At 36.5% G+C, this 24,960-nt stretch carries 23 protein-coding genes; 16 read left to right on the top strand and 7 right to left on the bottom strand.

Going from position 1 to position 24,960, the window contains the following annotated elements; genetic code table 11:
- Positions 1 to 126: 126 nt before the first annotated feature.
- A complete protein-coding gene (locus J4P91_RS20095; RefSeq protein ID WP_207995560.1) occupies positions 127 to 486 on the top strand; it encodes a hypothetical protein in 360 nt (119 codons plus the stop codon).
- A 26-nt stretch (positions 487 to 512) separates the two neighbouring features.
- Here J4P91_RS20095 and J4P91_RS20090 read toward each other — a convergent pair whose 3' ends face one another.
- The gene (locus tag J4P91_RS20090; RefSeq protein WP_207995559.1) at positions 513 to 698 is read right to left on the bottom strand and encodes a YhzD family protein; all 186 of its coding nucleotides are present in this window, start codon (positions 696 to 698) and stop codon (positions 513 to 515) included.
- 274 nt (positions 699 to 972) lie between these two features.
- Here J4P91_RS20090 and J4P91_RS20085 point away from each other — a divergent pair, with 274 nt between their 5' ends.
- The 5 genes from J4P91_RS20085 (at position 973) to J4P91_RS29005 (ending at position 7,724) form a co-directional block, all read left to right on the top strand.
- Positions 973 to 2,214, top strand: coding sequence for a metallophosphoesterase family protein (locus J4P91_RS20085; protein WP_207995558.1), 1,242 nt, complete (start codon positions 973 to 975; stop codon positions 2,212 to 2,214).
- Positions 2,211 to 5,138 (top strand): ATP-binding protein, encoded by a 2,928-nt coding sequence (locus J4P91_RS20080; RefSeq protein WP_207995557.1) that lies wholly within the window; start codon positions 2,211 to 2,213, stop codon positions 5,136 to 5,138. Before J4P91_RS20085 ends, J4P91_RS20080 begins: the two co-directional genes overlap by 4 nt.
- Before the next feature lie 41 nt (positions 5,139 to 5,179).
- Complete coding sequence (gene yhaM / locus J4P91_RS20075; RefSeq protein ID WP_017152974.1) at positions 5,180 to 6,124, top strand: 3'-5' exoribonuclease YhaM; 945 nt, start codon at positions 5,180 to 5,182, stop codon at positions 6,122 to 6,124.
- Between the two features lie 245 nt (positions 6,125 to 6,369).
- A complete protein-coding gene (locus J4P91_RS20070) occupies positions 6,370 to 7,464 on the top strand; it encodes a Rap family tetratricopeptide repeat protein (RefSeq protein ID WP_243763927.1) in 1,095 nt (364 codons plus the stop codon).
- On the top strand, positions 7,464 to 7,724 hold the full coding sequence (locus J4P91_RS29005) for a Phr family secreted Rap phosphatase inhibitor (protein ID WP_243763926.1): 261 nt from the start codon (positions 7,464 to 7,466) through the stop codon (positions 7,722 to 7,724). The genes J4P91_RS20070 and J4P91_RS29005 overlap by 1 nt, the downstream gene beginning before the upstream one ends.
- Before the next feature lie 152 nt (positions 7,725 to 7,876).
- Here J4P91_RS29005 and J4P91_RS20065 read toward each other — a convergent pair whose 3' ends face one another.
- The 3 genes from J4P91_RS20065 to J4P91_RS20055 form a co-directional block, all read right to left on the bottom strand.
- A complete protein-coding gene (locus J4P91_RS20065; protein ID WP_207995556.1) occupies positions 7,877 to 8,338 on the bottom strand; it encodes an SMI1/KNR4 family protein in 462 nt (153 codons plus the stop codon).
- Between the two features lie 64 nt (positions 8,339 to 8,402).
- Complete coding sequence (locus J4P91_RS20060) at positions 8,403 to 8,855, bottom strand: YrhA family protein (protein ID WP_207995555.1); 453 nt, start codon at positions 8,853 to 8,855, stop codon at positions 8,403 to 8,405.
- A gap of 377 nt (positions 8,856 to 9,232) precedes the next feature.
- A complete protein-coding gene (locus J4P91_RS20055) occupies positions 9,233 to 9,574 on the bottom strand; it encodes a hypothetical protein (RefSeq protein ID WP_207995554.1) in 342 nt (113 codons plus the stop codon).
- A gap of 465 nt (positions 9,575 to 10,039) precedes the next feature.
- On the opposite strand from J4P91_RS20055, the gene J4P91_RS20050 reads away from it, so the two are divergent.
- Complete coding sequence (locus J4P91_RS20050; protein ID WP_207995553.1) at positions 10,040 to 10,918, top strand: alpha/beta fold hydrolase; 879 nt, start codon at positions 10,040 to 10,042, stop codon at positions 10,916 to 10,918.
- Between the two features lie 136 nt (positions 10,919 to 11,054).
- Here the strand turns inward: J4P91_RS20050 and J4P91_RS20045 are convergent, their stop codons facing one another.
- Positions 11,055 to 12,320 carry a cation:dicarboxylate symporter family transporter gene (locus J4P91_RS20045; protein ID WP_207995552.1) on the bottom strand — a complete coding sequence of 422 codons (1,266 nt, stop codon included), beginning with the start codon at positions 12,318 to 12,320 and terminating at the stop codon, positions 11,055 to 11,057.
- A gap of 230 nt (positions 12,321 to 12,550) precedes the next feature.
- Here J4P91_RS20045 and lhgO point away from each other — a divergent pair, with 230 nt between their 5' ends.
- The 8 genes from lhgO (at position 12,551) to glpD (ending at position 22,617) form a co-directional block, all read left to right on the top strand.
- Positions 12,551 to 13,780: an L-2-hydroxyglutarate oxidase gene (gene lhgO / locus J4P91_RS20040; protein WP_207995551.1), complete on the top strand. Its 1,230-nt coding sequence runs from the start codon at positions 12,551 to 12,553 to the stop codon at positions 13,778 to 13,780.
- A gap of 4 nt (positions 13,781 to 13,784) precedes the next feature.
- Entirely contained in the window at positions 13,785 to 14,492 is a 708-nt protein-coding gene (locus J4P91_RS20035; protein WP_017152963.1) for a FadR/GntR family transcriptional regulator, read from the top strand.
- Between the two features lie 277 nt (positions 14,493 to 14,769).
- Positions 14,770 to 17,157, top strand: coding sequence for an immune inhibitor A domain-containing protein (locus J4P91_RS20030; protein ID WP_207995550.1), 2,388 nt, complete (start codon positions 14,770 to 14,772; stop codon positions 17,155 to 17,157).
- Between the two features lie 144 nt (positions 17,158 to 17,301).
- Positions 17,302 to 17,502 carry a sporulation YhaL family protein gene (locus J4P91_RS20025; RefSeq protein ID WP_207995549.1) on the top strand — a complete coding sequence of 67 codons (201 nt, stop codon included), beginning with the start codon at positions 17,302 to 17,304 and terminating at the stop codon, positions 17,500 to 17,502.
- A gap of 189 nt (positions 17,503 to 17,691) precedes the next feature.
- Positions 17,692 to 18,252 (top strand): glycerol uptake operon antiterminator GlpP, encoded by a 561-nt coding sequence (glpP, locus tag J4P91_RS20020; RefSeq protein ID WP_017152959.1) that lies wholly within the window; start codon positions 17,692 to 17,694, stop codon positions 18,250 to 18,252.
- 224 nt (positions 18,253 to 18,476) lie between these two features.
- On the top strand, positions 18,477 to 19,298 hold the full coding sequence (glpF, locus tag J4P91_RS20015) for a glycerol uptake facilitator protein GlpF (RefSeq protein ID WP_207995548.1): 822 nt from the start codon (positions 18,477 to 18,479) through the stop codon (positions 19,296 to 19,298).
- Between the two features lie 13 nt (positions 19,299 to 19,311).
- Positions 19,312 to 20,802 (top strand): glycerol kinase GlpK, encoded by a 1,491-nt coding sequence (glpK, locus tag J4P91_RS20010; RefSeq protein WP_207995547.1) that lies wholly within the window; start codon positions 19,312 to 19,314, stop codon positions 20,800 to 20,802.
- A 132-nt stretch (positions 20,803 to 20,934) separates the two neighbouring features.
- Entirely contained in the window at positions 20,935 to 22,617 is a 1,683-nt protein-coding gene (gene glpD / locus J4P91_RS20005; protein ID WP_207995546.1) for an aerobic glycerol-3-phosphate dehydrogenase, read from the top strand.
- 165 nt (positions 22,618 to 22,782) lie between these two features.
- On the opposite strand, the gene prsA is transcribed toward glpD, so the two are convergent.
- Positions 22,783 to 23,631 carry a peptidylprolyl isomerase PrsA gene (prsA, locus tag J4P91_RS20000; protein ID WP_207995545.1) on the bottom strand — a complete coding sequence of 283 codons (849 nt, stop codon included), beginning with the start codon at positions 23,629 to 23,631 and terminating at the stop codon, positions 22,783 to 22,785.
- 677 nt (positions 23,632 to 24,308) lie between these two features.
- A complete protein-coding gene (locus tag J4P91_RS19995; protein WP_017152953.1) occupies positions 24,309 to 24,503 on the bottom strand; it encodes a hypothetical protein in 195 nt (64 codons plus the stop codon).
- A 119-nt stretch (positions 24,504 to 24,622) separates the two neighbouring features.
- Between J4P91_RS19995 and J4P91_RS19990 the strand changes: the two genes are divergently transcribed.
- Positions 24,623 to 24,958, top strand: coding sequence for a DUF1878 family protein (locus J4P91_RS19990; RefSeq protein WP_207995544.1), 336 nt, complete (start codon positions 24,623 to 24,625; stop codon positions 24,956 to 24,958).
- The last annotated feature ends 2 nt before the right edge of the window (positions 24,959 to 24,960 follow it).

Raw genomic sequence — 24,960 nt, 5'->3', positions numbered from 1 at the left:
TATTTGTTCTGATTGTTACTTGGAGGTACGGGAAATGGTTGAAGGAAATGAATTTCGTGTGAAAATGGTTAACTTCGGTGCAAAAGACATATATACTATAAATAGTATATAACGAGGTGGGCGAACGTGATTATAGAGAAGCACGAAATTCAAATTGATCAAATTACGAGCGGAAAGGTGAATATATTTACTTTTTACCGAAATAGAAAGCAAATTGACGATCCATTTTTACGATTGCAAGAGCCATCGCTTACGGCGAACTACTATTTCCATTTTCATTTGGATGCAGAGAGCCTTAGTCTTCTGCAGGAAGAGTTTCCTAGCGTATATCCGTACGACGGGAATGGAACCATTCACGATTGGACGGAAAAGATGAAACAAGAGCTAACGCGTCAAATTCAAACTGGAGAGTGGAACAGGCGCGTGCGTATTGGTAACCGGATTCTAGATGTGGTATTTACGTGGTGTGATGAAGATATAGAATGAAAAAGAAGCGGATGACGCTTCTTTTTTTAGCGCTGGAATAAAACGAGCTTTCCTGCTGAAGATGTGCAGCGATGTGTTTTCTCATACAATCCTTTTTCTCGTAAAATGGATTCTCCTTTTGATTTCGCTTCTGCTTCTGTTGTCGCCTCGAATGATTCGTCTAATGCTTTTGAACCATCTTTTTCAAAGACTGTTAGAACGTATACTCCCATGAAAATTCCCCTCCAAAGATTAAAATCAGAATCTTATAACTATTTTGTCATAAAACGATAGAATATGCAAAGAAATATATGACATAGCATGTTAAAATAAAGTGAAACTTTGGTCAGTGTTTTTTTACTGACCATTAGTTGAACCAATCGGGCTTTTACGGGCAGTTTCTCCCACCTAGCTTCTAAGCCTTTGCTGAATTTTTGGTGGGGGTTATTGCCCGTTAATGCGGGGTAGAGTGAAACTTTTATAGGATAAAGAAAGGATCGTTTATTTGTGAAACAAGTGAAGTTTATACATGCGGCAGATTTACATTTGGATAGTCCGTTTAAGGGAATGGAAATGAATGTGCCGTCATCTGTTTGGGAAAGAATGAAGCAAAGTACGTTTCAGTCGTTTGAGCGTATTATCGATAAAGCAATTCAAGAGCGCGTTGATTTTGTATTATTAGCAGGAGATTTATATGATGCGGAAACGAGAAGCCTCAGGGCCCAAGTGTTTGTGAGAGAGCAGATGAAGCGCCTTTCGCAGTATGAGATTCCTGTTTATATTATTCATGGGAATCATGATCATTTAGGCGGAAGCTGGGCGGCAATTGAGTTTCCGGAAAATGTCCATGTGTTTATAGAGCCATATGTAGAAGAAAAGCCGTTTTATAAAGATGGTGAACTGCTTGCCTCTATTTATGGATTTAGTTACTTGCAGCAAGCAGTAACGGATAATATGACGGCGCAGTATGAAAAAATGAGCGATGCACCTTTTCATATTGGGATGCTGCACGGGAGCGTGGAAGGCGATGCGGAACATAATCGTTATGCGCCGTTTCAAATTCGTGAGTTAAAAGAAAAAAGATTTGATTACTGGGCTCTTGGTCATATACATAAGCGAGAGATTTTAGCAGAGGAGCCGTATATCATTTATCCAGGTAATATACAAGGGCGTCACCGGAAGGAAACAGGTGAAAAGGGAGCGTATCTTGTTGAGATAACAGAGCGAGGAACGAATTGTTCCTTTTTCAGTACGGCAGATGTTGTTTGGGGAGAGACGGAGATTAGTATTGATGAACTGCAAACAGTTGATGATCTTATGACAGCTTGTACGGAAGCGCTGAATGAATGGCGTAAGGCAGAGGAAGGCACTCTTTTGACAGTTGTGTTTACCGGACAAGGGCCATTGTCTCCTTATTTACGTGATGAAAAACGAGTGGAAGAGATTTTTCATATTTTAGCAGCGGGAGAAGAACGAAGAGATTTTGTGTATGTGATGAAGTGGAAGAATGAGACGGTTTCGTTTGCGGAAATTGAAAGGTTAAAAGAGGAGAATCATTTTGTTGGTAGTGTACTGCAAGAGCTAGAGTCATTTACGAATATGGATGCGGTGCTGCGAACGATTTGGACATCTCCGGTTGCGCGTAATGTAATTGAGTCTTTTTCAGAAGAGGAAAAAGCAGATATTCAAAAGGAAGCGGAAAATATTATATTAGAGCAATTATTCCAGCAAGAGAGGGATAAAAAATGAGAATTGAGAAACTCCATATTTACGGTTATGGGAAATTAGAAAATGTGGAAATGGACCTTTCGATGCTGATGGTGCTGTACGGTGAAAATGAAGCCGGAAAATCAACGATTCGTTCGTTTATGAAGAGTATTTTATTCGGTTTTCCAACAAGGGGACAGCGGCGTTATGAACCGAAAGAAGGCGGGAAATATGGCGGGACGATGACTGTTATGACGGAGAAATATGGTCGTCTCAAAATTGAGCGCCTGCCGAAAACAGCTGCCGGGGAAGTAACGGTTTATTTTGAAGATGGAAAAACGGGCAGTGAAGAGGTATTACACGACTTACTGAGCGGGATGAATGAAAACCTGTTTGACTCCGTATTTTCTTTTGATATGCATGGTTTGCAAAATATTCATCATATTGGTGAAGCGGAAATCGGGAATTATTTGTTTTCAGCAAGTGCAGTTGGAAGTGATGCATTGCTTCAGCTAGATAAAAAGTTAGAAAAAGAAATGGATCAACGTTTTAAACCGAACGGTCGTAAGCCGGAAATTAATGCGTCACTTCAGGAAATAAAGAAGCTCCAGGAAAAGCTTGGGGCGTGGCAAGGGAAGATTGGTACGTATGAAAAGCTAATGGGGCAGTTAAAAGAAAGTGAAGGGCGCCTTGCTCATATTCGGAATGAAAAAGAGATGGCAGAGAAACGTAAGCAAGACTATGAAGTATTGGCCGCATTACAACCTCTTGTGATTGAAAAGCGTGCATATGAAAAAGTATTGGAAGAGCATGGGGCTCCGTTTCCTGTTCGAGGAGTAGAACGTTATGAAACGATAAAAGCAAGACTAGAGCCGCTCGGGGTGCAATTGGATTCCATTCAGAAAAGGATGGAAATGGTACAATCAGAAGTGGATGGGGTGGAAGTACAAGAAGAGCTCTTGCAGAAAGAGAGCTATGTAGAAGAACTTCGTATGCAGCATATGTCATATGAAAATGCACGGCAAGAATTGCGTGATATTACAGTAAACATTGGAAATATGAAAGAAGAGATAGAAGAACTCGAGCAACAAATTGGTACCACCTTTGAAAAGGAGAGTGTACTTTCATTTGATACAAGCCTTGCCGCAAAAGAAATGATAACGCAAACTGTGCAAAAGGAGAGAGAATTAGATAAGCGGAAAGAGCAGCTGGATGAGCGGTTTAAAGTAGCTCAAGAGCAACTAGAAGAACAGGAAGAGAATGTAGGGCACATTCGAAAGCAAATGTTATCGAATGAAGAGCGGCAGGCGCTAGTAGAAAAGGAAAAATCGTTTCAAGATACAGTTTTTATAGGTACTGGTGCAGAACGAATTAAGCGTAAATATGAAGAAAGAACAAAAGCCGCGCAAGAAAAGAAAAAGCGCTGGCAGACAATTTGTTTTCTTTTGTTAGCTATTAATACAGTGATTTTGCTGACAAGTGTATTTTTAGATAACCGTGCGTTGCTATTTACAAGTGTTATCGTCTTTGTTCTAATTGTACTTGCGCTTGTTTTGTATAAAGATACTTCTTCAGATAGCTTACAAGAAGAACTGCTCTCGCTACAGCAAAGTGCGGGCGGAAGGCAAAATGAAGAGGCACTGTCCATTCGTTATCAATTAGAGAAAGATGAAGAAATCCGTAAATTATTTGAGCGAGAATCTTATAAGTTACAACAAATTGAAAGAACATATGATAAAAGTGTTTCTGCATATGAAGAATGGGAACGAGATACATTTCATGCGGGAGCGCAAGTAGATACATATAAAGAGCGTTATTCTTTCCCAAGTTTTTATACATATGCACATGTATTGCCGGCATTTGAACGCATTGAAAAGATGCAGCAGTTATATCGCGAAATAGGAAAACAAATGGAGCGAAAAGGAATATTATATGAAATGATTTCGCAGTTTGAACATAAACTAGAGAACGTTATGGAAAATACAGATTTTGATCATCTTCATATGATTAGTGATCGTATTCAAAAGGAAAAAGAAAAAAGACAAAAGGAGGAGCAGCTTTTAGGAAAACTTGCTGATTGGAAAGAAGAACGAGAACTATTACAGCATCAAGTGGAGCAACTCACATTAGAAAGAGATGCGCTCTGGAACATGGCAGCAGCTACTGATGAAGAAACGTTTTTAGAAGCGGGCAAGAGGGCGGAGAAACGTGAAGAGGCAGAGAAGCAAGTAGAGCGTCTATCACCACAGATTGATATGTTAGAAAAGCGTTTAACAAGCTTATCATTAGTGGAACACTATCAAGTGGAAGGGTATGAAGAAAACCTAAATCAAGAAGTGCTCCATATACAAGACTTCCTTTCAGAAGAGAAGAAATTGACCGAGCGCATTGCGGAGCACCGCGTGGAGATTGCGAACTTAGAAGAAGGCAGTACGTACGGTGATTTATTACATGAATGGGAAATGAAAAAATCACAAGTACGTGAGCAAGTGAAGAAATGGGCTGCATATGCAGCAGCAAAAACGGTGTTAACAAAAACGAAGCAATACTATCATGAAGTACAGCTGCCGCGCATTTTACAAAAGGCCGAGGAGTATTTTGTATACTTAACAGGCGGAAAGTATAGTAAAATATTTTCACCATCAGAAACAGAGCCGTTTATCGTAGAACGAAGTGATGGTATTCGTTTTTACAGTCATGAGCTCAGTCAGGCGACAGCGGAGCAGTTGTATTTATCACTAAGGTTTGCGCTAGCACGGACGTTTGAACATGATTATCCATTTATTATTGATGACAGCTTTGTGCATTTTGATGCACTACGAACAGAACGAACAATCCAGTTAATAAAAGAAATTGCGAAGGATAGACAAGTGATTTTCTTTACATGTCATGCTCATCTATTATCATTCTTTGCGGAAAAACAGATTATAAAATTAACACGTGAGCATAAAGAAAATAAGGTGTAGTGTGCTATACTAAAAGTACTTAAGTTGGTGGAGGAATCAGGATGAAAAAGAAAATTGCAGAGTATGAAGTTGGTGAACAAGTCGATATCTTCTTGTTAATTAAGACAGCGACAAAAGGTATCGCAAGTAATGGGAAGCCATTTTTAACAGTGATCTTGCAGGACCAAAGCGGAGATATTGAAGCGAAGCTATGGGATGTATCACCTGAGGTAGAGAAGCAATATGTAGCGGAAACGATTGTGAAAGTAGCTGGAGATATTCAAAACTATAAAGGGCGCATTCAACTTCGTGTGAAGCAAATTCGCGTTGCAAATGCGAATGAAGTGACAGATATCTCAGACTTTGTAGAAAAAGCACCAGTGAAAAAAGAAGATATGGTAGAAAAGATTACACAGTACATATTTGAAATGAGAAATCCAAACATTCAACGTCTCACAAGACATTTATTGAATAAGCATCAAAATGAATTTTTAGACTATCCAGCAGCAACGAAAAATCACCATGAGTTCGTATCAGGACTTGCTTATCACGTTGTATCGATGCTTGATTTAGCGAAAGCAATTTCTACGCTATATCCATCTCTAGATAAAGATTTACTTTATGCGGGCGTTATTTTACATGACCTTGGTAAAGTAATTGAATTATCTGGTCCAATTTCAACAACGTATACATTAGAAGGAAATCTACTTGGCCACATTTCCATCATGGTAAACGAAATTGGAAAAGCAGCAGATGAACTGAAAATTGAAGGAGAAGAAGTATTAATTCTTCAGCACATCGTCTTATCTCATCACGGGAAAGCGGAATGGGGTAGTCCAAAACCACCATTAGTAAAAGAAGCTGAAATTCTGCATTACATTGATAATTTAGATGCGAAGATGAACATGATGGATCGTGCCCTTGGACGCACGAAACCAGGTGAATACACAGAGCGTGTCTTTGCGCTTGATAATCGTTCGTTCTATAAGCCTTCTTTTCATAATTAAATAAATCTTATGAGGCAAGTGGTTTAAAATCACTTGCCTTTTTTATTTTCAAAACTGAGGGTTGATGCAGTTTTTGTGAAGGGGTTATGAAAGCCATCTCTTGTGAGGTGGTTTTTAATTGTGTATAAACATGAGGATATTCTGATAATTATTTTTCAATTAACGTAAAGGAGGGGTTTGATATACAATTTGTGTAATTATATTAATATTCAGGATATTAAAGGTAGAAATAAGGGGGAAGCGTTATGAGTATACATGTAGTAACGAAAGAGCAAATTAAACATTCATTAGACGCTTGGTATCAGTCAATGTTGCAACAACATGTAGAAAAAGCGACAAGCTTAAAAGAAGAAATTGATGGGAAGATTGCTAAGGTCGAAGAAGATCAAAATTTATTGTTATATTACGCTTTATTAGATTTTAGATATAAAGTGTTAACTGATAGTTTAAGTATTACAAAAAATAGTTTTGATGTTATTAAATCATATAACAAACCTTCTGAGGAAATTCTTTCTTATTACTACCACTTTTTTAAGGCAATACATGCTACATTAACAACGAATTATAATGAAGCAAGAGAATACTATGAAAAGGCTCAAAGGCTATTGCAGTATGTCCCTGATGAGATAGGAAAAGCGGAGTTTAATTATAGATTAGCATCATTTTATTATCACGTAGGAGAAGCTGTGCAATGTATACAATATACTGAAAAAGCAAAAGAGGTATATTCTAAACATTTAGGTTATGAGATTGGTATTGCGTTATGTGATAATGCTTTGGCTTCATCTTATTTATATCTAAAGCAATATGAACAAGCAGAAGTTTATTATACATCTGCAATCAATATTTTAAACAAACAAAATGAGGAGATATTGTCCTTAAGAATTAGATATAACCTGGGTCTGATGTATGCAAAACAAAATATGTCAAGTTTAGCAATTCGTTATGTTTCGGAAGTATCTCAAAAAATTCCTAATCATTTTAAAGCAATCTTTGTAGAAGCAAGAGAGCGAAGTAAATTAGGAGAAAACAAGATTGCAGCAGAACTTGTTGTAAGGGGAGAAAAAATTTGTGAGGAAGTAAATAACATTGAATATCAACATCGTTTTAAGATGTTAAAACTTTTAAATCAAAAAGTTTCTGCTTCAGAATTAGAAAAAGACTTTCAAGCAGGGATATCTTACTTTGAGAAAGAAGGTTTATGGGAATGCATTCAAGAATATGCTGCAAAGCTAGCAATTCAATTTCATCATGATGAAGTATATCAGAAGGCAAGTGAGTATTTTTATATGAGTCATGAGATCAATAAGAAAATATTAGAAAAAGGGGCGTTAAAATAATGGGGAAATTCAAATTAGCGGTAGTAGGACTAGCTTTTACAGGGATTGTTTCTTTAGGGTTAAATTCTTTTATAGAATCACAACAGGCAGGAGAGGCGGATTTACCAGCACCTGCAAGACCTGACTATGTTAATATTGGAGATGGCGGAGCGCCTGCTTATAATGGAGGAGATACACCTGCACCAGCTTACAATAAAGGAGATGGTGGCGGAGCACCTTCTAATCTTTATGGAGACTATCCAGCACCAAAAGAAATTTAAGTGAATTTACAGCAAAAAAAAGAAGAACGTTTACCCTCACTGATAGGCGTTCTTCTTTTATTTTGCGTCTTTATTCTTCATCTTCAAAATCATGTAAGCTAGAAAGTAGTTCTTCAAAAGATGAACAAACTGGATAAACTGAAATTTGATATCTATTGAATATAATAGTCAGGTTCGTCAGCCATTTTAATTAAAAATTCTTCTAAAGAATCTGCTATCTTTGTTTCACCATAATGAATAGGACATTGGCCTGATTCATTTTCTTCTTTAAATTTAATTGTTAAAAAACTTAATTCCGTTACTTCAAAGAACGCTAATGATTCCTCATCGTCTATACCATCTAAGTTTGGATCATATTCATAAATATCTTGTCTTAAACGAAAATCTGCAACCGAAATCGGGTCCATGAATCTGTTGAAAAACGTTCTTTTATTAGATTTTAAAAAGCCACAACCAATTTCTTGATAAAAACGTTTTAATTCTTTAGGAAGCTGTATTTGTAATAGATCTTCTGCTTCATCTATCTCTTCTTGATATATAGGATAGAAAATAGGTGTTTGGTTAGAGCGGACACTTCTGTCTGCTACAACGTACTTTTTCAAAAAATTAAACATATTCTTTACTACCTCCGTTATGAGAGAGACTGTTTTATCTATGCAATTAAATTGCGCTTTATTTTCAATTAAGACGTGTTTTTAATGCTTCCTCAAGCATCGTATTAAAATCATTATATATTTCCATTACTGTACCAGATGGTTTATCAAGTTCTAGATAAGTACCATCAGATAAATTTTTGCAAAACCAAGCAATATTTGAATCTCCAAGGAAAAGATACTCTTTTTGAAATTCATTTTCATACCAGATTTCATTCGTGTCTATAAGCCCACAAATTGGTTCGTCTCTGTCTGTTTCTAGTAAAGAAGAATCGACTCCATAAATCACTAGTCCGTTAAAATCTAAGCCATTTACAGTTTTAAGAAATTCTTCATATTCACTTGGTAAATCAACATTAAAACTCTTTTTCACACGTTCTCTTAATTTCTGAACTTCAGTATCTGTTGCTGGTGTATTCAGCTTATCATTAAAGCTTTTCTCTATTTTTTCGATTTCTAAAATCAGATTTTCCCACATATAAAAACCTCTTTCTCTAATCCCCTTTAGGATAGAAAATATCTTTTGGTATAAACCAATGTATTTCTATTGTATCTCCACTAGCTTGTTCTGCACCATACCAAATCTCTTTACTTGGTAGATCGATTCAGTAGAGAACAGACGATTCAAAGTACTGAAAGGGTGTTAATGTTGTTTGGGTTTGAAGAAGGGCAAAAGTGTTATTAGAATATTACGGAGGCTGGGATATTGATGTGGAATGGTGTGTATTTGCAAGGAGGAATGGCGAAGATGGAAGGGAAAAGAAAAGTGACGTTTTGGTATTTAAAGGAGTAGATGTTAGATGAGAGGGCAGGGGAGCTATTATGTATAATATAGTTTAGAAAGCTGGCCTTCTATTAGTTGTTATCTCTATAAGATTTTTGTGCTTTTCCCCAAGCTTCAATTAATTTTCTTAATTCGATTGTTTCAATTTTACATATATTAGGATCATGGATAGAAAATAGATCAGCTATTATGGTGTCATCTTTTTTTACTTGAACTGCGCATAATGTACCTTTAAATTCATTATGTTCTTTTAAGTTATCTAATACTTCGTCAATTTGTTGTAACCACCAATTAATTGGAATGCATTGTATATCATTTTCTAAAAATGTTGCGACAATTTCTAGTTCTTTTGGCAATTCTATTTTTAAAGAATCTAGGTCTTTGTTTTTTATTATGGTATATTTATATTTCATATTTTGGTACCTCACATTCTTTAATACATTGGATAAGCAGTTATGATTTTATCATAGTCCTCATAAGCATCCTCGACATCATGTTTAAATTTCCCAAGTAAAGATTCATCTTTTTTACTTTCTTTTTGCTTCCCTATTTATTATAAGACGACTGAATGATGTTCGATAAAATTATTTTAAGCTTCCAATTTTAATAGGTTAAAAGGAAGATAAATTTCTCTAAAAAGAATTGACTTACTTTTTGTTTGTAACTATAATGATTACAAGAGAGTTAAATAGTATGAAAGTAATCAAATATAAAAAATATTCCAATGCATTCTTATTTAGAGAGAAAGCGTGTTTTTTTTATTATAGTTGTAACTGATTAAGTTACAACTATATGGCTATAAAATACTTACAAAAAGTGAAAGCTTATTTTAAGTGTGTTTTTTCATGATTTAAAGTAGCGGAAAGGAGACAATCAACTTGAAACGATTAAAGTTCTATATTATTAGTGGCATTGCGCTTCTATTATTAGTAATTTTTAATATTGTCGAAAAACCAACAGCAAAGGTAGAAGAAGTAAAGGATACAGTAGTAACGAAACTAAATACAGAAGAAAAAATGGTAGAAATAGATGGACAAACGATATATTTTAAACAAATTGGTGAAGGGAAGCCGCCGTTACTTATGCTGCATGGCTTTGGCGGTTCTTCTGATGGATTCCGTGATATTTATCCAGAATTAGCGAAAGATCATACAATCATTGCGGTTGATATTTTAGGGTTTGGCCGTTCTTCTAAGCCGGTGGATTTTGAGTATTCCTTTCCGAACCAAGTAAATTTATATTATAAGTTAATGAAAAAGTTAGGTTATGATAAGTTTGCGGTACTCGGTCATTCAATGGGGGGAGAGATGTCTCTTAATTTAACATATTTATATCCTGGGGTGGTTACACATCTTGTTTTGACAGATGCGACAGGGATCGAATCCTTCCAACAAAAAGAAAGCTTCACAACTCCTAATGTATCAACAGATTTAAGTACGGTATCTGCAGTTACGGAATATCGTGAAAATGAAGTGAAAAATAGACGAGATGATAAAGAACATTATAGTGAACTGACGAAAATGAGAGAGCGCCGTATTGCGATGGATGCAAATGAAATCAAGGTGCCAACCTTAATCATTTGGGGCAGAAATGATAAAAGTGTTTCATGGAAAAATGGTGAAACATATCATCAATTATTTAAAAACAGTACATTCCATATTATTGAAAAAGGGTATCATGCTCCGTTTCGTCAAGAACCGGAAGAGTTTATGGGGTATGTCCAAGACTTTTTTGAACAACATCCGTTTTCTAAATAAGAAAAAATAAGTTTAAGTCGCATAAAACAAGGTGAATATACAGAATGTTTTTTGCGCGTATAATTAACAATAAATGTGTTCGAGAGTAGTGATTTAGCTAACTTTCGAACACATTTTTTATTATAAATCAATTGCACTAGATAACTTCTTTGTTTGTTAATACTAAGTGTTGATTTTTTTTGTAGTCAAATTGGTTCTCCGATTTCGTTATTACTACTGCAGCCAGCGCATTGCCTACTACATTAACAGTGGCACGGCCCATGTTTAATAGAAAATCCACCCCTGCGATAAATGCCAAACCTTCAAGTGGAAGACCGGCAGATCCTAAAGTAGCTAAAAGTACAACAAAAGATGCACCAGCTACTCCAGCAATTCCTTTAGAAGTTAACATAAGAATTAAAACCAATGTAATTTGTTCAGTCAAGGACATATCAATTCCATAGAGTTGAGAAATAAATATTGCAGCAATTGCTTGATATAAAGTAGAGCCGTCTAAATTAAATGAGTATCCGATTGGGATAACGAAAGAAACAATGGATTTTGGGCATCCGAATCTTTCCAGTTTCTCCATTAATTTTGGAAGAACAGTTTCAGAAGTAGCAGTAGAGAATACTAGAATTAATTCGTCCTTAAGAAGTTTTAACATTTTAATAAAATCAACTTTAAATAGTTTTGCTATTGAACCTAAGCATACTACAACGAAGAAGAACATGGCACCGTAAGTAACAAGAATTAATTTTCCTAAGGGGATAAGAGAATTGAGACCGAATTTAGAAACAGTTACACCTATTAGTCCAAATACTCCAAATGGAGCTACTTTCATGATAAGACCTACTACGTAAAACATTGCATGTGAAACGCTTGTAAAGAATTGTAAGATTGGTTGTCCCTTTTCGCCGATAGCTGCGACTCCCAATCCGAAAAGAACGGAAAAGAAGATAATAGACAATAATTGTCCATTTGCCATGGATTCAAAAATATTAGTTGGAACGATATTCACGATAAAGTCTAAATGTCCACCTTGTTCAATTTCCTGTTCAGTTTCTACATAACTTGAAATATCACCTTTTGTAAGCTCACTTAAATTAACTCCTGTTCCAGGTTGAAAGATGTTTGCAATCAGTATTCCGAGAACAATAGCTAAAGTTGTAACGATTTCAAAATAGAGTATAGTCTTAAAACCAAGTGTTCCAAGTTTCTTAGCATTACCTAATCCAGCTACCCCTACAACAATACTAGAAATAACAATAGGAACAACAACCATTTTAATTAAGTGTAAAAAGATATCACCTAGTGGTTTTAAATACGTTTCAACTTCAGGATTTTTATAGAAAATAGCACCAACGATAATACCTAAAAAAAGACCAGTTAAAATTTGGAGAGGTAATCCGAACTTTTTCATTTTGTTCCTCCTTTGTGAATGTACGATTGAGCTACAATTTGTAACACAACTATTTTTGTTCTTGTAATACAAATATGACGTATTTTCTTGATTTTCTAGATGTTAAAGTATAAAATTTTAGATAATTCGAAAAACTAATTGGATTTAGCATACAAAAACGCTTTCATTTTGTCTACACTTTTTTGTTTTTTGTTTGATTTGTATTACAAGTTCGAGGGGAGATAAAAACAATGTATGATTATATAATTATTGGTGGGGGAATTGTAGGTTTGTCTACTGGTTACGCACTTACTGAGTGTTATCCACATGCAAAAATCGCTATTATTGAGAAAGAATGTACACTTGCCCATCATCAAACCGGACATAATAGCGGAGTGATTCATTCTGGTATTTATTATAAACCTGGTAGTTTTAAAGCTAAGTTTGCACGTGAAGGAAATGAAGCTATGATTTCTTTTTGTAAGAAACATGGAATTTCTTATGAGATGTGCGGTAAGGTGATCGTTGCAACAGATTCGAAAGAACTTCCATTTATGGATAATTTGTATAAGCGTGGTTTACAAAATGAATTAAATGTGGAGAAAATTGGGGTTGAAGAACTGAAAGAAATTGAACCACATGTAAGTGGACTTGGTGCAATACGTGTTTCAAGTTGTGGAATTGTTAATTACAAAGAGGTTTCTCAAACGTTTGCCCGTCTTATTCAAGAAAGAGGAGGAGATGTGCACCTTGCGACGAAAGTAGAAAAAATAGACGAGAGAAGTGACGGTATTACAGTTGAGACCAATCAAGGTACATTTCAATCTCATTTTCTTATTAATTGTGCTGGATTACATAGTGACCGAGTTGCTGAAATGAGTGGATTACGCACGAAAGCAAAAATTGTACCATTTCGCGGGGAATATTATGAATTGGTACCAGAGAAACGAAATCTTGTTAAACACCTTATTTATCCGGTGCCGAACCCGGATTTTCCGTTCCTTGGTGTTCATTTTACGCGTATGATTAATGGTGAGGTTCACGCAGGGCCTAATGCAGTGCTTAGCTTTAAACGAGAAGGTTATAAGAAAACCGATTTTAATCTAAAAGACTTTTTTGAAGTGATGACGTACTCAGGTTTTTGGAAAATGGCGATGCCAAATATGAAGGAAGGTATGAATGAGATCATTCGTTCTTTCAGTAAACAAGCGTTTTTACGTAGTTTGCAGCGACTTATCCCGGAATTAACTGAGCGTGATATCGTACCAACTCATGCAGGTGTGAGAGCGCAAGCGCTTATGCAAGATGGAAGCATGGTTGATGATTTTTTAATTGATTCTAATCAACGTTCCATTCATGTATTAAATGCACCTTCGCCTGCGGCAACTGCTTCGATTTCTATTGGCCGAGCTGTCAGTGAACAAGTTCCGCAGCCGCCATATTTAAATAATTATCCTAAATATATTGAAAAAGGAAGATAAAAAATTGACACAAAAAGAGAAAATCTCACAAAAAATATCTCGTGAGTTGCTAGTGATGATTGAGAACGGAAAGTTTTCACCAGGTTCAAAACTACCTACAGAGATGGAATTAGCTGAATTATTCGGTGTTAGCCGAATGCCAATTCGGGAGGCTTTAAGTGTTTTACGAGCTATGGGCCTTATTTCATCTCAGCAAGGTGGAGGGAGCTATGTAGAAGAAGTAATTCCAACCTCTTTAAGTCAACATTTTCATATTCAAAAAGCAGATGAAGAGAGTATTCGACATTTATTTGAAATGCGAAAAATCTTAGAACCAGAGGCGGCTTACCTTGCTGCATGTAGGCGAACTCCTGATGAATTAGAGCGGATTCGAGAAGTGTTAAAGTGGATGGAACACGATTTTACTTTTAAGGACAAGACAGGTAGAGAAGCTGATTTTGAATTTCATCGAACTATTATACAGGCTACACATAATTCAGTGATGGTTCTTATGCTGGAAAATTTATCTTCTCTTTACAATAAGGCATTAGAGATTACCCTCAAGCAAAACGTAGGGTTGGAAAGAAAAAGAGAGATTGTTTATAAAGAACATGAAAATATTTTTCTAGCTATTGAAGCAGAAGAACCAGAGCTTGCAAAAGTACAATCTCTAATTCATCTGAAAAATGTAGAAAAGAAATTCAATTTATTTTTAAACGAATCAATTTCATAATCATTTGTTTTATAACTCAACTTTCCATAACTAAGAAGCGTGTTAAAAAAAGATTCTGCCATCATGGCAGGATCTTTTTTTATGAGAAAAAGAGAAAGGTTGTGATGAAAAACAAAAATCCTTTGTGGATTTTCCTATATTGTGCATTTTACCCTGCCCCAAAAAATATTTCTCAACATTTCATTTGTTGAAAAATATTGAATATTCATCATAATACGAATAATATTTTGTTATCGACAAAAAAACTGATAATTCGCAAACATAGGGAGGAAATGCTTTGAAAAAGAATGGAAAGTTAAAACCTTTGTCAGTATTAGCAACAGCGGCAGTATTAAGTAGTACTTTTGCATTTGGAAATCATGCAGCATATGCGGGGGCGCCATCATCATCTCTACCGATTGATGAGCATTTAATACCGGAGGAGCGTTTGGCAGAAGCGCTAAAACAACGTGGAGTCATTGATAAATCTGCATCACAAGCTGAGACATCAAAGGCTGTTGAAAAGTATGTTGAGAAAAAGAAAGGGGAAAACCCTGGGAAAGAAATTATTACAGAAGATAGTCTTACGCAAGAAGCTTCTGATTTTATGAAAAAAGTAAAAGATGCGAAAATGAAGGAAAATGAACAGGCACAGCAGCCAACAGTAGGGCCGGTGGCTGGACAAGATTCAGGATTGAATACTAGGAAATTAAATGGGAAAGTACCTACTACACCAGCGAAGCAAGAAGAGTACAATGGAGCTGTTCGAAAAGATAAAGTGCTTGTTTTACTCGTAGAATTTAGTGATTTTAAACATAATAATGTTGATCAAGCGCCAGGATATATGTATTCTAATGACTTTAATCGTGAGCATTATCAAAAAATGTTATTTGGTGATGAACCATTTACGCTATTTGATGGATCAAAAATTAATACATTTAAGCAATATTATGAAGAGCAATCAGGTGGTAGCTATACAGTTGATGGAACTGTAACGGAATGGTTGACTGTTCCAGGCAAAGCTTCTGATTATGGTGCGGATGCGGGCACTGGTCATGATAATAAAGGACCTTTAGGACCGCGTGATTTTGTGAAGGAAGCATTAAAAGCAGCAGTAGCAAAAGGGATAAACTTAGCTGATTTTGACCAATTTGATCAGTACGATCAAGATGGGGATGGAAATAAAAATGAGCCAGATGGCATTATTGATCATTTAATGGTTGTACATGCTGGCGTGGGGCAAGAAGCTGGCGGCGGTAAATTGAAAGATGATGCGATTTGGTCTCATCGTTCAAAACTTGGATCAAAACCATATGCAATTGATGGAACAAAATCCTCTGTTTCGAATTGGGGCGGAAAGATGGCTGCATATGATTATACAATCGAGCCTGAAGACGGAGCTGTTGGTGTGTTCGCCCATGAATATGGTCATGATTTAGGTTTACCAGATGAGTACGATACAAAGTATACAGGGCAAGGTGAACCAGTTGAATCATGGTCTCTTATGAGCGGCGGTAGCTGGGCTGGAAAAATTGCAGGAACAGAGCCAACAAGTTTCTCACCACAAAATAAAGAGTTTTTCAAAAAGAATATGGGCGGAAATTGGGCGAATATCGTTGAGGTAGATTATGATAAACTTCGCAATGGAATCGGTGCTGCAACATATATAGACCAAAGTGTTACAAAGTCAAAACGACCAGGAATTGTTCGCGTTAACTTGCCGGACAAAGATATTAAAAATATTGAATCAGCATTTGGTAAGAAGTTTTATTACAGTACAAAAGGGAATGACATGCATACAACACTTGAGACACCAGTATTTGATTTAACGAAAGCTGAGAGTGCTAAGTTTGATTACAAGGCATTCTATGAGCTTGAAGCGAAGTATGATTTCCTTGAAGTAAATGCGGTTACAGAAGATGGAACGAAAGTGCGCATTGATAGAATTGGCGAAAAAGATGTAAAAGGCGGTATGGATACAACAGATGGTAATTGGGTTGATAAGTCGTATGATTTAAGTCAATTCAAAGGGAAGAAAGTAAAACTACAGTTTGAATATGTAACAGATATTGCAGTAGCTTACAAAGGGTTTGCTTTAGACAATGCAGTTTTAACTGTAGATGGTAAAGTTGCTTTTTCTGATGATGCAGAAGGACAATCAGCAATGACGTTAAAAGGATTTACTGTATCTAACGGATTTGAACAGAAAAAACATAACTACTATTTAGAGTGGAGAAATTATGCTGGTTCTGACATGGCGTTAAAAAATGCACGTGGCCCAGTATTTAATACAGGAATGGTTGTATGGTATGCGGATCAAAGCTTTACAGATAACTGGGTAGGAGTTCATCCGGGTGAAGGATTCTTGGGCGTAGTAGATTCTCATCCAGAGGCAATCGTAGGGACATTAAACGGACAACCAACTGTGAAGAGCAGTACGCGTTACCAAATTGCAGATGCTGCGTTCTCATTTGATCAAACGCCAGCATGGAAAGTTGATTCACCAACGCGCGGTATCTTTGATTATAAAGGGTTACCAGGGGTTGCGAAATTTGATGATTCTAAGCAGTATATAAACAGCATCATTCCAGATGCAGGACGTAAGTTGCCGAAACTAGGATTAAAGTTCGAAGTAGTAGGACAAGCTGAAGACAATTCTGCAGGTGCAGTTTGGATTCATCGATAGAATAAGATGAAACTAAGAGCAGTACTCTGAATGGGTACTGCTTTTATGATGGGAAAAAGAATGAATGGAAAAGAGTCATAATCTTGTCCTTCCTCTCATACAGTGAAACTAACAAGGCTTGTCTTAGGAAAGGAAGGGAATCAATTGGAAACTTTGCCATGGTGGGTGTATCTCGTTATTATCGGTATTGTTGTGAGCGGTTATATGGTGTTATACACTTCTAAACAAGAGCAAGAGATGGATAATGAGTTTATTGAAAAAGAAGGCGAAGTATATATGAAGCGTTTAGAAGAAGAGCGTGAGAGACGTAATCAAGAAAGTGATAAGGATTCTGTACTTCTTTAATTGGGGTAAGGGGTGAATAACGAGTCGGTTATTCACCTTTTTTATTTATATCGGCGATTTTTCAAATATATCGACCGTTCGGCAAGGCGCGACAGTGAAGAGAACTAAAAATTTCTCTTACTAGCTGTTCTTTTTGCCTAAATTGTGTACTATAAAGGGTAGGATGACGTAAAGAAGGGGACTTTTTGAATGGAATTTCATGAACAAAAGATTTTGCCAGCTGTTCGGCAAATAAAAGACTTAGAAAAGTTACTACATAGTTCGTATGAGTATATCGTTATTTTAGATATTCATATCGGTCAATTGAAGAGTGTGGTCGCACTTGCGAAGCAGCATTGTAAAAAAGTGTTCTTACATGTTGATCTTATTCATGGTTTGCAAAGTGATGGTCATGCGACAGAGTTTTTATGCCAAGAGTTTAAGCCATACGGGTTATTGTCAACAAAGGCAAGTGTCATTATGAAGGCGAAGCAAAAGGGTGTTGTTGCAATTCAACGTATCTTTTTAATTGATTCTAGTGCAATGGAGAAAAGTTGTAATCTTTTAGAGAAGACAAAACCTGATTATATTGAAGTGCTTCCAGGCGCTTTAACAGGTGTGATTGCCGAAGTGAAAGAACGGACGGGTGTACCGATTTTAGCAGGTGGTTTTATTCGTACAGTTGAGGATGTAGAAAGAGCGTTAGCAGCTGGTGCGACAGCGATTACAACATCGAAAAAAGAACTCTGGAAACATTACCAAAAAAAGTGACAAAAATGTGAAAGAATTCTGTTGACACCGCTTTCATTTGAGGTTAACATTATAGACAAGTTAATAAACGTGACGGAGAAAAGTAGAGATCCACATTTCATTGTTTCTATATTATTATATAGAAACGTGCTAGCTGTGGGTCTTTTTCTTTTGAAAAAAACGAATGGCCATTCATTTTATCTCTATCACATTGAAAGCGTTTAAACTGATTGTGGAGGGATTTTATGTCAGCATTTTTAGGTGAGTTAATAGGGACAGCGTTGTTAATCGTTCTTGGTGGCGGCGTTTGTGCTGGTGTAAGTTTAAAGAAGTCGTTTGCAAAGGATTCAGGTTGGATCGTAATTACGATGGGATGGGGCTTAGCCGTTGCCATCGCAGCATATGCAGTTGGATCAATTAGTGGAGCACATTTAAATCCAGCTTTAACAATTGGACTAGCATTTAAGGGAGCGTTCCCATGGAGCGATGTACCAGGTTATATTGTAGCGCAAATGATTGGGGCAATCATCGGTGCAATTATCGTATATTTACATTACTTACCTCATTGGAAAGAAACAGAAGATCCATCTGCAAAATTAGGTGTTTTTGCAACAGGACCAGCAATTCCGAATACATTTGCAAACCTTTTAAGTGAAATGATTGGAACATTCGTTTTAGTATTTGGTATATTAGCAATTGGTGCAAATAAATTTGCAGATGGTTTAAATCCATTTATCGTAGGTTTCTTAATTGTAAGTATTGGTTTATCATTAGGTGGGACAACAGGATATGCAATTAATCCAGCTCGTGATTTAGGTCCACGTATTGCACACTTCTTTCTTCCGATTGCAGGGAAGGGCGGATCAAATTGGAAGTATGCATGGATACCGGTTGTAGGACCGATTTTAGGCGGATCACTTGCAGGTTTATTCCATCAAGTTGTATTTGAAGGAAAACAAAATGCAGCACTTATTTATGTGATAATTGCAACTGTGATTGTACTAGCAATCTCCTATATGACAAGCAAAAAGAGCGGAAACGATACAAATAGTAGAAAAGTAGCATAAGGGGGAACCGAATATGAAAAAATATATTCTTTCATTAGACCAAGGAACTACAAGTTCACGCGCCATTCTTTTTAATAAAGAAGGTAAAATTGTTCATGTAGCTCAAAAAGAATTTACACAACATTTTCCAAAGCCAGGTTGGGTAGAACATAACGCACAAGAAATTTGGGGATCTATTCTAGCTGTTATTGCAACTTGCTTAAGTGAAGCGGATGTAAAACCAGAGCAAATCGCTGGTATCGGGATTACAAACCAACGTGAAACAGCAGTTGTATGGGATAAAGAAACTGGTAAGCCAGTTTATAACGCAATCGTATGGCAATCTCGTCAAACAGCTGAAATTTGCGATGAATTAAAAGAAAAAGGCTATAGTGAAATGGTTCGTGAAAAAACAGGTCTTTTAATTGACGCATACTTCTCTGGTACGAAAGTGAAATGGATTTTAGATAACGTTGAAGGTGCAAGAGAAAAAGCAGAACGCGGCGAATTATTATTCGGAACAATTGATACATGGCTTGTATGGAAATTGTCTGGTGGTAAAGCGCACGTAACAGACTATTCAAATGCATCACGTACATTAATGTTTAATATTCATGATTTACAGTGGGATGATGAGCTTCTAGAAATGTTAACAGTGCCAAAAAGCATGCTTCCAGAAGTACGTCAATCTTCTGAAGTATATGGTCATACAGTTGATTACCATTTCTTTAACCAAAACATACCGATTGCAGGTGTGGCTGGTGACCAACAAGCAGCGTTATTTGGACAAGCTTGCTTCGGGGAAGGTATGGCGAAGAACACATACGGAACTGGTTGCTTCATGTTAATGAATACTGGTGAAAAAGCAGTTGCTTCTGAACATGGTTTATTAACAACAATTGCATGGGGTTTAAATGGTAAAGTTGAATATGCATTAGAAGGAAGTATTTTCGTAGCAGGATCTGCAATTCAATGGCTACGTGACGGAATGCGCATGTTTAAAGATGCGAGTGAGAGCGAAGAATACGCATCTCGCGTTGAATCAACAGATGGCGTTTACGTTGTTCCAGCGTTCGTAGGACTTGGAACACCATATTGGGATAGTGAAGTACGCGGAGCTGTATTTGGTGTAACTCGCGGTACAACGAAAGAACACTTTATTCGTGCAACGCTAGAGTCATTAGCATACCAAACGAAAGATGTACTATGCGCAATGGAAGCAGATTCAGGTATTAAACTGAAAACATTACGCGTTGATGGCGGAGCAGTTAAGAACAACTTCTTAATGCAGTTCCAAAGCGATATGTTAGATGTGCCAGTAGAGCGTCCAGAAGTAAATGAAACAACAGCTTTAGGAGCAGCATATTTAGCAGGTCTTGCAGTTGGATATTGGGAAAACCAAGAAGAAATTAAGGCGCAGTGGAATATGGATAAAAGCTTTACACCAGCAATGGAAACGGAAACAAGTGAAGAGCTATATGCTGGTTGGAAAAAGGCAATTGAAGCAACAAAAGCTTTTAAATAATCATAAACAGTGTTATAATGATGATAAGTTAATAATTCGGTAGGAGATATGGAGAGACCACAACACGCTATAGAAGCGATTTCTATAGTGATGTTTGTGGTCTCTTTTTTCGTATCAAAGGGAGGAATTACCATGAAATTTTCAAGTAAACAACGTAAAGACGTATTAAACGGAGTAAATAAACAAGAGTTAGATGTGATCGTAATTGGTGGAGGTATTACTGGTTCTGGTATTGCATTAGATGGGGCAACACGTGGTTTATCAACAATTGTGTTTGAAATGCAAGACTTTGCAGCAGGTACATCAAGTCGTTCAACGAAGCTTGTACACGGTGGTTTACGTTATTTAAAACAACTTGAAGTGAAGATGGTAGCAGAGGTTGGGAAAGAGCGTGCGATCGTATATGAGAACGGTCCCCATGTAACAACACCAGAGTGGATGTTACTTCCATTCCATAAAGGTGGTACATTTGGTTCATTCAGTACATCAATTGGTCTTCGTGTATACGACTTCCTAGCAGGGGTAAAACGAAGCGAACGCAGAAAGATGTTTAATCGTGAAGAAACAATGAAAAAAGAACCGCTTGTGAAGCAAGAAGGATTAAAAGGCGGCGGTTACTACGTAGAGTATCGTACAGATGATGCTCGTTTAACAATCGAAGTTATGAAAGAAGCAATCGAACACGGCGCAAAAGCAGTTAACTATGCAAAAGTAGACGGTTTCTTATATAAAGATGGAAAAGTATGCGGTGTACGCGTTATTGATTTATTAGATGGAGAAGTATATGAAGTATACGGTAAGAAAATTGTAAATGCAGCTGGACCTTGGGTAGATACACTTCGTGAAAAAGATAACTCGAAAAAAGGGAAAGTACTACAATTATCAAAAGGTGTTCACTTAGTAATTGATCAAAAACGTTTCCCACTTGGGCAAGCAATCTATTTTGATACACCAGATGGCCGTATGGTCTTTGCGATTCCGCGCGGAGGGAAAACATATGTAGGTACAACAGATACGTTCTATGATAAAGATGCGGCAGTACCACAAATGACAACAGAAGATCGCACTTACATCATTAATGCGATCAACTATATGTTCCCAACTGTGAAGATTACAGAAAAAGATATTGAATCAAGCTGGGCTGGTGTACGTCCATTAATTTACGAAGAAGGAAAGAGTGCATCTGAAATTTCTCGTAAAGATGAAATTTGGACTTCTGAATCTGGTTTAATTACAATTGCTGGTGGGAAATTAACAGGATATCGCAAAATGGCAGAAATGGTAGTTGATTATGTAACATCTCTATTACAAAAAGAAGGACATAGTGCGTATCCGAAAAGTGAAACGAAACATATGCCAATTTCAGGCGGTCATGTAAGTGGATCAAAACAATTCCCAACATTCGTTGCGAAAAAAGCGCAAGAGGGAACAAAATATGGTTTAACAGCAAAACAAGCGGAAGAGTTTGCGAAATTCTATGGCTCTAACGTTGATATTCTCTTTAACTTAGCAAAAGGGCTAAAAGCAGATGCAAAAGAGTATAACATGCCGTTAGACGTGCTTGTACCGCTTGTATACGCAATGGACTATGAAATGACAGCAAAACCTGTTGACTTCTTCGTACGCCGCAGAGGGGCTGTATTCTTCAACATTCACTGGGTATACGATTGGAAAGAAAACGTAATTGCGTATATGGCAGCGAAATTAGGCTGGAGTAAAGAAGAACAAATGAAATACACAGCTGAATTAGAGAAAGCATTACAGGACGCTGTAGTACCTGTAGATCAGCAGGAGCAAGCAGCAGCATTAGCATAAACAAATCAACAGTAAAAAGCGCCTAAAGGGAAGAGAGAACCTTTAGGCGCTTTTTCAGCTTGTATAATATTCAAAGAATATCCTCTTGCATAGAAAATACATGATGCCTTTGTAAGAAACTAAAATAAGCTGTCAGGAAAGACCTGACAGCTTATTTGTTATGAATTATTTTGTTTCATTTTCTGCTTTTGGAGTTTCAAAGATATCTTTTAAGTCTTTATCTTCAATTTTCACGTCAGCTTTTTTCACTTCTTTGTTTTGGAAGTCATTAAGGAATTGAGCGTCCTGTAATTTTTGCTGAGCAATTTCTTTCTTAATTTCTTTTTTCTCTTCATCAAATGGTTTTGCATCTTTAATGTCTGTAACTTTAATGATGTGGTAACCAAAGTTAGATTTTACAGGCTCACTTATCTCATCTTTTTTCAGTTTGAAAGCAGCATCTTCAAACTCTTTTACAAGAGTACCTGGTTTTAATTCACCAAGGTCTCCACCTTTTTCTTTTGATCCTGGATCTTCAGAGTATTGCTTCGCTAAGTCTTCAAAAGATTTGCCTTGAGCAAGTTCTTCTTTTACTTTCTTCGCAGTTTCTTCTTCTTTTACAAGAATATGTTTTGCGAATACTTTTTTATCACGGTAACTCTTTTTCGCTTCATCATCACTAATTGATTTTTCAACAGCTTTTTCTTGAGCTAATTGAGCACGAACGCTATTTTTTAATGTTTCTTCTTTAATACCTTGTTGCTTTAATAGAGTGTCGAATTGATCGCCGTATTGTTTTTTGAATTCATCGTATTTTTTATCGACTTCTTTGTCATCTACTTTATAGTTTTTAATAAATACTTCCTCTACAACCATGTTACGTAAAACTTGTTTACCACCTTGTTGTTTCAATGCTGTATAAAGCTCATCTTTTGTTATGTCACCAGCTTTAGATGTTACGATTTTATCAGCTGATCCACATGCTGATAAGGCAATTACACTTGTTGCTGCTAAGGCAAGCATAGCTTTCTTCATTCAATAAACACTCCTACTATTATGTATTTTTAATTTATCCCGCTATTCTCGGGCAGTAAGTCCCCATCTCAAGATTCAGAGAGAAGCAAGGAAGATAGGTAGGGGACAACTGTCCGTAAAAGCCCGACGCTTTTCTTATAAAGTGAAAAGCCTGCTTAACAGGGCTTACCGAGGCTGAGGATAAAATTTAGCTGAAGGTAATTTTATTCTTTAGTATAAGCAATATGTACAAAATTTAATATATCATATTTCGACGTCTTTTCCTATTGATAAAGAAAAATTGCCGATTTGTTTATAAAGATTGTCAGATTAAAGAGAGAGTACCATATTAGGCGAATGTGCATATATATATATCCAATTTGATTTTTCAACATATAAATTGCGGCTATGAAGAATAGAAGGAGACTTCCTCTCATTTTTTCCTTCTGTTTTCGCATGGTATGGGGCTTAAAAGGGTACTGACCGCTTCTATCCATGAGCGGATTTTCTCTTCCACCTAAAAGGAATGGTTTTATGTCGGTCTTTCAATCTGTATTTATATAGAAAAGAGGAGAAGGGATGAGATGGGCGAATGAATTCATCACTTATTATTTTATTGCTTGTACTGTTTATTTTATTAGTTATAATAGGTATAATTTGTTTATAGAGGAAAAAAGTGAGGAAGGGGCTTCCCTTCCTCACTTTCCATGAAATATAATTTCTATATAACTAGAAATTAATAGAATCGTAATACATACATTAATGACTCGAAAAGCGCTCGTTTGGCGTCTCTCGGATAGTTGTTTCCGCTCACACAGTGTATGAGTCAAGAAATTCGTGTAGAATAGAACAATAAGTGCAAATGTGACAAAAACAATTTCTATAAGAGTCACGAGGAGATACCTCCTTTTGGCCAAAATACATATACTTTTATATATTGTATCATACGATATTTTGTTCGTGTTATAAAATTCAGAAATAGAAGACATTGCGTTAGAAAGTGAGGGAGAAAATGGACGTTGTAAAACGACTAGAGCAAGCGGAATATTATGTAGAATTACTTTTTCAAATGATCGACGAAGATAAGTGTCCATTTTATTCTTTAATTATAAAGAAAAAAGCTCGAAAAAAAGACATAGAACGTATATTAGCTTTATGTGAACAGTTGAACAAACAATACATAGCAGAAAAGCAAGAAGGCTTACTTTTGTTTGATGCTCTTTTAGAGCAATTTGAAAAAGCGCTTCCACATCAGCTCGAAGTAAACGAGACTGCAGAAGCGCTACATAAACAAGGCTTATTTCAGCCAATTATGCAAGAATTTTTACGCATAACAACGAAAAAATAATC

It is taken from the genome of Bacillus sp. XF8 (genome assembly GCF_017498755.1).
Taxonomy (GTDB): Bacteria; Bacillota; Bacilli; order Bacillales; family Bacillaceae_G; genus Bacillus_A; species Bacillus_A bingmayongensis.
The sequence above is the reverse complement of the archived record's forward strand: the minus strand, read 5'-3'. Positions and strand labels throughout refer to the sequence as shown.